Origin of the sequence: Kosakonia sp. MUSA4, from assembly GCF_013085925.1 — a bacterium.
GTDB classification, from domain to species: domain Bacteria; phylum Pseudomonadota; class Gammaproteobacteria; order Enterobacterales; family Enterobacteriaceae; genus Kosakonia; species Kosakonia sacchari_B.
The window spans coordinates 1,594,462-1,604,865 of sequence record NZ_CP025697.1 but is presented as its reverse complement, the minus strand read 5'-3'; the positions used below and the strand labels follow the sequence as shown (position 1 = coordinate 1,604,865).

Genomic DNA, 10,404 nt, shown 5'->3' with positions numbered 1-10,404 from the left:
GATGCCGATTCCGACGCAGACTCTGATGCGGATGCGGATGCAGATTCTGATGCCGATGCGGATGCGGATTCTGACGCGGATGCCGATTCCGACGCAGACTCTGATGCGGATGCCGACGCTGATGCGGATGCGGATGCGGATGCGGATGCGGATGCGGATGCGGATGCGGATGCGGATGCGGATGCGGATGCGGATGCGGATGCGGATGCGGATGCGGATTCTGATGCCGATGCGGATGCGGATTCTGACGCGGATGCCGATTCCGACGCAGACTCTGATGCAGATGCAGATGCAGATGCAGACGCGGACGCCGATGCGGACGCGGACGCCGATGCCGATGCCGACGCGGATGCCGATGCCGATGCTGACTCCGATGCCGATTCCGACGCAGACTCTGATGCGGATGCGGATGCAGATNCTGATGCCGATGCGGATGCGGATTCTGACGCGGATGCCGATTCCGACGCAGACTCTGATGCGGATGCCGACGCTGATGCGGATGCGGATGCGGATGCGGATGCGGATGCGGATGCGGATGCGGATGCGGATGCGGATGCGGATGCGGATGCGGATGCGGATTCTGATGCCGATGCGGATGCGGATTCTGACGCGGATGCCGATTCCGACGCAGACTCTGATGCAGATGCAGATGCAGATGCAGATGCCGATGCTGACTCCGATGCCGATTCCGACGCCGATGCGGATGCAGACGCAGATTCTGATGCCGATGCGGATGCGGATTCTGACGCGGATGCCGATTCCGACGCAGACTCTGATGCGGATGCCGACGCTGATGCGGATGCGGATGCGGATGCGGATGCGGATGCGGATGCGGATGCGGATTCTGATGCCGATGCGGATGCGGATTCTGACGCGGATGCCGATTCCGACGCAGACTCTGATGCAGATGCAGATGCAGATGCAGATGCAGACGCGGACGCCGATGCGGACGCGGACGCCGATGCCGATGCCGACGCGGATGCCGATGCCGATGCTGACTCCGATGCCGATTCCGACGCCGATGCGGATGCAGACGCAGACTCCGACGCTGATGCAGATGCGGATGCCGACGCCGATGCGGATTCGGACGCTGATGCCGATGCTGATGCCGATTCCGACGCTGATGCGGATGCGGATGCGGATGCTGACGCGGACTCCGATGCCGATGCAGATGCTGATGCAGATTCCGACGCGGATGCAGATGCAGATGCGGATTCAGACGCAGACTCCGACGCGGATGCTGATTCCGATTCGGATGCGGACTCGGATGCCGATGCCGATGCGGATGCGGATGCTGACTCCGATGCCGATGCCGATGCTGACTCCGATGCCGATTCGGATGCGGATGCCGATTCGGATGCGGATTCCGACGCCGATGCGGACGCGGATGCCGATGCCGATTCGGACGCAGACTCCGATGCCGACGCAGACGCAGATTCGGACGCGGACGCCGATGCCGATGCCGATGCGGATGCCGATGCCGATGCGGATGCCGATGCCGATGCGGATGCCGATGCCGACTCGGATGCCGATTCCGACGCTGATGCGGATGCAGATTCAGACGCAGATGCCGATTCCGACGCTGATGCGGATGCAGATTCAGACGCAGATGCCGATTCGGACGCAGACTCCGATGCCGATGCCGATGCCGATGCGGATGCTGACTCCGATGCGGACGCCGATGCGGATGCCGATGCAGATTCCGATGCGGATGCCGATGCCGATNCAGACGCGGACGCCGATGCGGACGCGGATGCCGATGCGGACTCGGATGCCGATGCAGACGCTGATGCGGATGCTGATGCGGACGCCGATGCCGATGCCGATGCCGATGCGGATGCGGATGCGGATTCTGATGCCGATTCAGACGCAGATGCAGACTCTGACGCCGATGCGGACGCGGATGCCGATGCAGACGCTGATGCGGATGCGGACGCCGATGCAGACGCTGATGCGGATGCTGATGCGGATGCGGATGCAGACTCTGATGCAGATGCCGATGCAGACGCCGATGCAGACGCCGATGCAGACGCCGATGCCGATGCAGACNCGGATGCAGATGCCGATGCAGACGCCGATTCAGATGCCGATGCGGATGCGGATGCAGACTCTGATGCAGACGCCGATGCCGATGCAGACTCGGATGCAGATGCCGATGCAGACGCCGATTCTGATGCCGACGCTGATTCAGATGCCGACTCGGACGCAGACTCTGATGCAGATGCCGATGCGGACGCCGATGCCGATGCTGACTCCGATGCCGATCACCATTCCGATTCAGGCAACGATTCGGATGTGCATCTGACTGTAACGGTGACGCCGGGCGACAGTACGGATAATTCATCTGACAATGACGTCATTCATATCAATGGCGGCAGCGGTGATCCAAATGGTTATGACATACAGAATGGCGTGATTGTTGCTATCGGCGACAACGTGCAGATCTGGCTGACGCCAGACAGCCCGGACGGCGCAATTAAAGGCGATCACGTTCCTGAATGCAGCGATCCGAGTCAGATTCACTATTACGACAGCAACGGTAACGTGAACGGCAGTTCGGCCGGTCACACCGATATCTTTGTTGTGGGCGATCACACCGGCGGCTACTACCAGCAGGGTGACTGGTCGAACGATCACTATGATTTCCGTCCGGTCAATAACATTACCGGCAACCAGGGTGTGCCTGAGGGTGAAGCGGGCAAAGATTATATCTTTGTTAACGGTGACAGCTCGAATTACAACGTCTCGGGTGTCGATCACCCGGATAACCATCAGAACAACTCCGTTGATAACGTGCAGATCTCCAATACGGAAAATGGGACGCACCCGATCGGTAATGCAAACGGTATCGAAGGCATTGTCTTTGGCGATGGTCCCTCTTCCAGTCTGGGCGGCTCGACGGATGTGACGCACTCCGTCACGCTGAACGTCAATGTGGATCTGCAAAGTTCAGACAGCAGCGATCATCTGAACTCAATCACGATCAATGGTCTTCCGGAAGGGGCTCAATTTGGCGGCGAATATACCAGCGTAACCTACGACCCCGCCCATGGCAGCTACACGCTGACATTTGATGACAGCACCACCCATTACGACGGCCAGGTGACGGTTACCCTGCCGGAAGGTGAAAGCAATCTCGGCGAGATCACTATAGATGTCGGCTCCACGGCGTCCGATCAGATTGAGCACGACTTCACCTTCAACGGCGAAGAAGGCGGGCAATTGACCAGCGGCACGGAGAGCGCGTCGGCTGATACCCTGCATCCAGTCTCAGAAAGCGTGGCCACAGATGATGTCACGCATGATGATGCACACGCTGTCACAACGGATGATTCCGGCACGACAGCGACGGATGACGCCAGCGCCGTAACCGCTGATGATTCCGGCACGACAGCCCCGGATAACGCCAGCGCCGTAACCGCTGATGATGCAGGCACAACCACGGCTGGAGAGACGGCCAGTGACGCAACCGCAACGCAGCCCGATACGGCAGCAACCGCCGATAGCAGCGCTCAGGCGGCACCAGCCGCAGACACGACTGCGACCGTGACCAGTATCGAAGCCGTTGATGTTCATCTCACGGTAGACGTTACACCGGGTAGCCAGTCGGAAGAGGCGTCTGATAACAACGTGATGCATGTCAACGGCGGTAGCGAAGATCCGAACGGCTACGATGTGCAGAATGGCGTCATTATCGCGATTGGCGACAACGTGCAGGTCTGGCTGACGCCGGACAGCCCGGACGGCGCGATTAAAGGCGATCATGTACCTGAATGCAGTAATCCGGGCCAGATCCACTATTACGACAGCAACGGCAATGTGAACGGCAGCTCGGCCGGTCATACCGATATCTTTGTCGTGGGCGATCACACCGGCGGTTACTACCATCAGAGTGACTGGTCGAACGATCATTATGATTTCAGACCGGTAAACAGCATCAGCGGTAATCAGGGCGTGGCCGATGGCGCGGCAGGCAAAGACTATATCTTTGTTAACGGTGACAGCGCGAATTACAACGTAACCGGCGTCGATCACCCGGATAACCACCAGAACAACACCATCGATAATCTGCAAATTACCAACAGCGACAATGGATCGCACCCGATTGGTAATGCGAACGGTATCGAAGGGGTCGTCTTTGGTGATGGCCCTTCGTCAACCCTTGGCGGCAGCACTGAGGTTACGCACTCTGCGACCCTGAATCTGGATGTCAATCTGGATAGCTCAGACAGCAGCGATCACCTGACCTCGCTGACTCTCAACGGCCTGCCAGAAGGCGCGCACTTTAGCGGGGAATATAGCAGCGTTAGTTATGACGGCGACAAAGGGTCGTACACCCTGACCTTTGACGATCACACCACCCATTACGATGGGCAGGTTTCCGTCGATCTCCCGGAAGGCCAGCATGATATCGGCGATATCTCGATGGAGGTGAACTCCACCGCTTCCGAGCATCACGATACTGACTTTAACTTCAATGGTGAGGAAGGCGGGCAATTCGTCAGCGGAACCGACACAACGGGCAGCGACGATCACCCTGCGGATGACGCTGCGGATAGCGCGCACACTGAAGCCACCAGCGCCGCAGTGGATGACCTCTCGCATGCCGATGCCGGTGATACCCACGCGGATACCGATGATACCCACTCCGATGCCGGTGATACCCATGCCGACGCCGGAGATACCCATGCCGACGCAGAGACAGCCGCCGATACCGACACGACGGCTGCTGACGATAACGCCAGTGCGCCATTACTGGTCGATAGCAGTGAGATCAGTCTGGACTTTGGCAGCAGCGAAGATGCCGAAACGCACGACGGCCAGAGTGTCTCGACGACGGATGCAGGATCGCTGAATAACCTGCTGGGAGACGATGGTGCGCACGCTGAGAACGACACGGGCGGGACAGCGGATCACGCAACGCACCCTGACAACAGCAGCGCTTCGGGTGCAGGCAGCGACAGTGCCTCACATGATAGCGGCGATAGCGCCTCGCCAGGCCTTGACCAGGATCAGCCGATCAATTTCAGCGACATCATCCTTGATGGTGACGAACATCAGGATCTGGCAAGCCTTATCCAGGGTGACAGCGCGCCAGCCACGCCAGTGGATCCCACGGAGGATACCGATCATCCCGCACCTGCCGCACCTCCCACTGAAGGCGGCGATGACGCGGGAAGTGGTGATGGAGGCAGTCACGATGACATGGATAACTTGATCGCCAAACCCGACAGCGACGGAAGCTCATGATTCAGCTCCCTTTTGCCCGGAATAAACCTCAACGCAGTACAAGGTGACATATGTTATATCGCAACACGCTGTTATTCGGAGTTGGGCTCACGCTGCTTTTCATGAAAAGCGCGGAGGCCACGACGCTTGAGCAAGCGGTGAAAGATGCCATCCTCTGGCATCCGGATGTGAGCGCTTCCAGTAATCGTCGCTATTCGGCGGAACAGGATCTGCGCGCAGCGCGCGGGGGATATTACCCCAGCGTGGAACTCTCTGCGGGAACGGGCTGGGAGCGTTCGGATAACTCGACCACGCGCGCAGAGGGATACCATCAGCTCGATCTGCAACGCAACGAATCCAGCATTTCGGTGACGCAGAACCTGTTTAATGGTTTCGCCACCCGTAACGAAGTGGCCAGACAGACCGCCACCGTCAACTCCCGCGCCTGGACGGTGCTGGACACCAGTGAAACGACGGCGCTGACAGCGATCCAGTCCTATCTGGATGTACTGCGGGGTCGCCAGATGGTGCAACTGGCAGAAGAAAACCTGAAAAACCACGAGCGTATTTTCGATCAAATTACCTTACGTACCGAGCAGGGCGTTGGCCGTCAGGCCGATTACGAACAAGCCGAAGCCCGACTGGCGCAGGCTCGTAATAACCTGCTGACGGAACAGACCAACCTGGATGATTCGCTGGCGAATTATCAGAGCGTGGTCGGTAAAGAAGCTGATGATCTCATCCTTCCCGCCAAGTCTGCGATCCCTGATTCGCTGGAAGCAGCGCGGAAAGTGATGTTGCAAAACAGCCCGTTACTGAAACAAGCCGATGCAGATGTGGAAGCCACACGACAGCAATATGAGGCGGCGAAGTCACGTTTTTACCCCAGCGTAAATCTGGAAGTGGCGCGCACAATGGATGACAACATTGACGGCACCCGGGGCCATAACCAGGAATGGCAGGCGATGGTGCGGATGAGTTACAACCTCTACAACGGCGGCAGTGATAAAGCGGCGTTAATGTCCGACGCTTACAAAATGAAGGAAGCGCAGGATGTCAAAAATAACGCCCTGCGCCAGCTTAACGAAGAGTTACGCCTCTCCTGGAACGCGTTACAGAACGCCGAGAAACAGGTGCCTATCGCCAAAGATTATGCAGATCGAAGCAAGACGGTTCGCATCGCTTATCAGGAGCAGTTCAGCTTAGGCGATCGGTCACTGCTGGATATGCTCGACAGCGAAAACGAAGTCTTCACCGCTCAACGCCGTTACATTGAGCTGCAATTTATCGAGATGTTTACGACGTACCGTATCAACGCACGTACCGGAACATTACTCAAGGAACTGAATATCCAGCCCCCCTCTTCGGCTCAGCCCGTTGACGAGTTGCAAACTTCAAAAGTCGAATTGCCGGAACTGAAATAACAGTTCGGATTCAGGTTGGGGTATTTCAGGTGTTCCTGATGGGATATTCCCTTATTGGTTCTTCGCATCGCGGATTTACCGCCGGTTTGAGAGGTCAGAATATGACGCAACATGATGATTCTCAAGACAACACTGAGTCGTCAAATGAGATTCTCAGGAGCGATCCACGACAGACGCATGACGATCCTTTACTGGATTGTCTGATGGTTGTCTGCACGCTGCACAACATTACCACGTCGCGTCACGCCTTAACGTCCGGGCTGCCGCTAAAAAACCATACGCTGAGCCTCAGCATTTTTCCGCGCGCGGCGGCGCGGGCCGATTTGAAAGCGAGAACTCTCCAGCGCCCGCTTCAGACTATCTCTTCCCACTCATTACCGGCGATCCTGCTGCTGAAAAACAACCAGGCCGCCGTGCTGGTCGCCTGGGACGGAGAAAAAGCGCGGCTGTTACCGAGTGAAACGGAAGGGGGGGAAATTACCCTGACGCGGGAAGCACTGGAGGAGACTTACAGCGGTGTCGCGATCTTTCTCCAGCCGCAGCATGAATACGATACGCAAGCGACGGCGAAGATTCCGCGCACCAAAAACTGGTTCCAGGATACGCTGAAGCTCTCGAAGTTCCTTTATATCGATGCGGTTATTGCCAGTCTGCTGGTTAATATCATCGCTCTGGCCGCGCCACTGTTCGTTATGAACGTCTATGATCGCGTCGTACCGAATCAGGCGACGGTGACGTTATGGGTGCTGGCCATTGGCATTACCATTGCCTACTTTTTTGATTTTATTCTGAAAGTATTGCGCGGAATGTGTCTGGATCTGGCGGGTAAAAAAACGGATCTGATCGTTTCTGCGGCGTTATTTGAACGCATGCTGGGTATGAAGATGAAGCTTCGCCCGCCGCGCGTCGGGAGCTTCGCGCAAAACTTCCAGGAGTATCAGTCAGTGCGCGATTTTCTCTCTTCGCTGACGCTGACCGGGATGATCGACTTTCCTTTCACCCTGCTTATTGTACTGGTCATCGGCATCATCGGCGGCCCGCTGGTTTTTATTCCGCTGGTCTCCTACCCGGTTGCGTTGGTGGGTAACTGGCTGCTCCAGCGCCCGCTGCTGTCCAGAGTCCAAAAAACGTTTCGCTTGTCCAGCGAGCGTCAGGCCATGCTGGTCGAAACCCTGACCGGGCTTGACGCCATCAAAGTGAATAACGCGCAAAGCGAACGCCAGTATCAGTGGGAACAGATTATTGGGCAGCTCAGTAAAATGGAATTAAAGGTGAAATCGCTCTCGTTTGTCGCGGTTAACTTTACCTCGTGGGTGCAGCAGGCCAGCGGAGTGGCGATTATCGTCGCCGGGGTTTATGTCATTATCAGCGGTAATCTCACCCAGGGCGGTCTGGTTGCCTGCTATTTACTGCATCGCCGCGCCATGATGCCTGTCGGGCAGCTTTGCGGGCTGATTACCCGTTATCAACGGGCAAAAACCACCAAAGAAACGGTGGATCGCATGATGGATCTGGAGCAGGAAGTTCACGACGATGAGGTTCCGTTAAAACGCGAGAAACTCTCTGGTGCGATTGAGTTCCGCGATGTCACCTTTCACTATCCATCCAATCAATATACATCGCTGAATAATATCTCCCTGACCATCAAGCCGGGCGAAAAAATCGGCATTATCGGCCGCAGCGGTTCCGGCAAAAGCTCACTGGCAAAATTGCTGGTCGGCTTCTACCAGCCGGATGCAGGCAGCATATTGATTGATGATATCGATTCACGGCAACTGGATGTGCATGAGCTGCGCCACAACATTGGTTATGCGCCGCAGGATATTCATTTATTTAGCGGCACGTTGCGCGACAACTTGCTGTATGGCGCCAGCTATATGGATGAAGAAGCGATGTTGCGGGTGGCCACCATCACCGGCGTGCATGAGTTCGCGCGTCGCCATCCTTCCGGCTATAACATGCGCGTGGGCGAGCGTGGAATGAACCTTTCCGGCGGTCAGCGCCAGGCAGTGGCACTAGCGCGCGCGCTGCTGCTCAATCCCCCCATTTTGTTGATGGATGAACCGACCAGCTCCATGGATAACACGAGCGAAGAACTGATCAAAAAAGCCTTGATCCCGGTGGTAGCCGATAAAACGCTGTTATTGGTGACGCACCGCGCTTCATTACTGTCACTGGTTGAACGACTCATCATTCTCGATAACGGCAAAATCATTGCCGATGGTCCGAAAGAGAGTGTGATGAGTGCTCTGAAAAAGGGGCAAATCCATGCGAATCGTTGACATGCTGAGCCGCCTGATGGGCTGGATTTTCGGCGACAGAAAATCCACGCCAATCGCCATTAATGAAGTCAATCAGGCGGTAATTGATGACTCACCGCGCGTTATGCGTATCACGCTATGGGCAATATTTGCCTTTTTTATCTGCATGTTTTTATGGTCGGCACTCGCCGATATTGATGAAGTGACGCGCGGAGAAGGCCGGGCTATTCCCTCTGCTCGTCTGCAAAAAATTCAAAACCTCGAGGGCGGGATTGTCGCGCAGGTCTACGTGCGCGATGGCGATATTGTGAATGCCGGCGCGCCGCTTATTCGGCTTGATGACACCCGTTTTCGCTCGAATGCGGAGGAAACAGGTGCCGATCGTTTGGCATTACAGGCACGCGTAGAGCGCCTGACAGCCCAGACGAATGGCGACACAACGCTGACGCTGTCACCCGATATTATTAAAGGCGCACCGGATATCGCCAAAGGCGAAATGGAACTGTTTACCACCATTAATAACCGCGTCAACAGCACTATCGCGGGGCTGAATGAACAACTGGTGCAAAAAAAGCAGGAACTGCTTGATATGCAGACCAAAGCCGAGCAGTACCGGAAAAGCCTGCAATTGTTGCAACAGGAGATCAGCCTTTCTGTTCCGTTAATCAGCAAAGGCGCGATCTCGCGCGTGGAAGTGCTGCGACTCCAGCGAACAGAAGTGGATACGCGCGGACAACTGGACACCACGACAGTGGCGATACCGGGTGCGGTAGCCGCGGTAAAAGAGATAGAGAGTAAAATCAAAGAGACGCTGGACAATACCCGCAGCGACGCGCTCACCCAACTGAATCAGGCCCGCACCGATCTCAGCAAAGCCGAAGCAACCGGCAAAGCGATTGAAGACCGGGTCAATCGCACCATGGTGGTCTCACCGGTACGCGGAATTGTGCAGCAAGTCATGGTCAACACCATTGGCGGCGTCATTCAGCCAGGGAATGATATGGTTGAAATCGTACCGCTGGATGACACGTTGCTGATTGAGGCCAAAATTCGTCCGCAGGATATTGCCTTTATCCATCCGGGGCAGGAAGCGATGGTGAAATTCTCCGCTTACGATTACACCATTTACGGTGGTCTGCCCGCCAAACTGGTGCAGATAAGCCCGGATACGGTGACAGATAAGGACGGGAATAGTTTCTATGTTATTCGTCTGCGCACCGATAAAAACCATCTTGGCACTGACAATAAACCGTTATTGATTATTCCGGGCATGGTGGCTTCAGTCGATATTATTACCGGTAAGCGCACCATTCTTCAGTACCTGTTAAAACCTCTTCTGCGCGCCAGAGCAGATGCGTTACATGAAAGGTAATATCACGACGGGTGTCGCTGCGGCGCCACCCGTTCACGATCGTCCTGCCGCATCCATCAGACGATCTTTTATTGTGTTCTTCCCGCGAACAGCGTTCGCCGGGGATCTTCAATTTCAA

General features: G+C 56.1%; 3 protein-coding genes. All 3 read left to right on the top strand.

The genetic code is table 11. The features are described from left to right. Nucleotides 1–5,300: 5,300 nt before the first annotated feature. Entirely contained in the window at nucleotides 5,301–6,653 is a 1,353-nt protein-coding gene (locus C0557_RS07605) for a TolC family outer membrane protein (protein WP_208658037.1), read from the top strand. A gap of 101 nt (nucleotides 6,654–6,754) precedes the next feature. Next, nucleotides 6,755–8,935, top strand: a complete 2,181-nt coding sequence (locus C0557_RS07600; protein ID WP_208662830.1) for a type I secretion system permease/ATPase — start codon at nucleotides 6,755–6,757, stop codon at nucleotides 8,933–8,935. Beyond that, on the top strand, nucleotides 8,922–10,286 hold the full coding sequence (locus tag C0557_RS07595; protein WP_208658036.1) for an HlyD family type I secretion periplasmic adaptor subunit: 1,365 nt from the start codon (nucleotides 8,922–8,924) through the stop codon (nucleotides 10,284–10,286). The genes C0557_RS07600 and C0557_RS07595 overlap by 14 nt, the downstream gene beginning before the upstream one ends. Nucleotides 10,287–10,404: the final 118 nt, after the last annotated feature.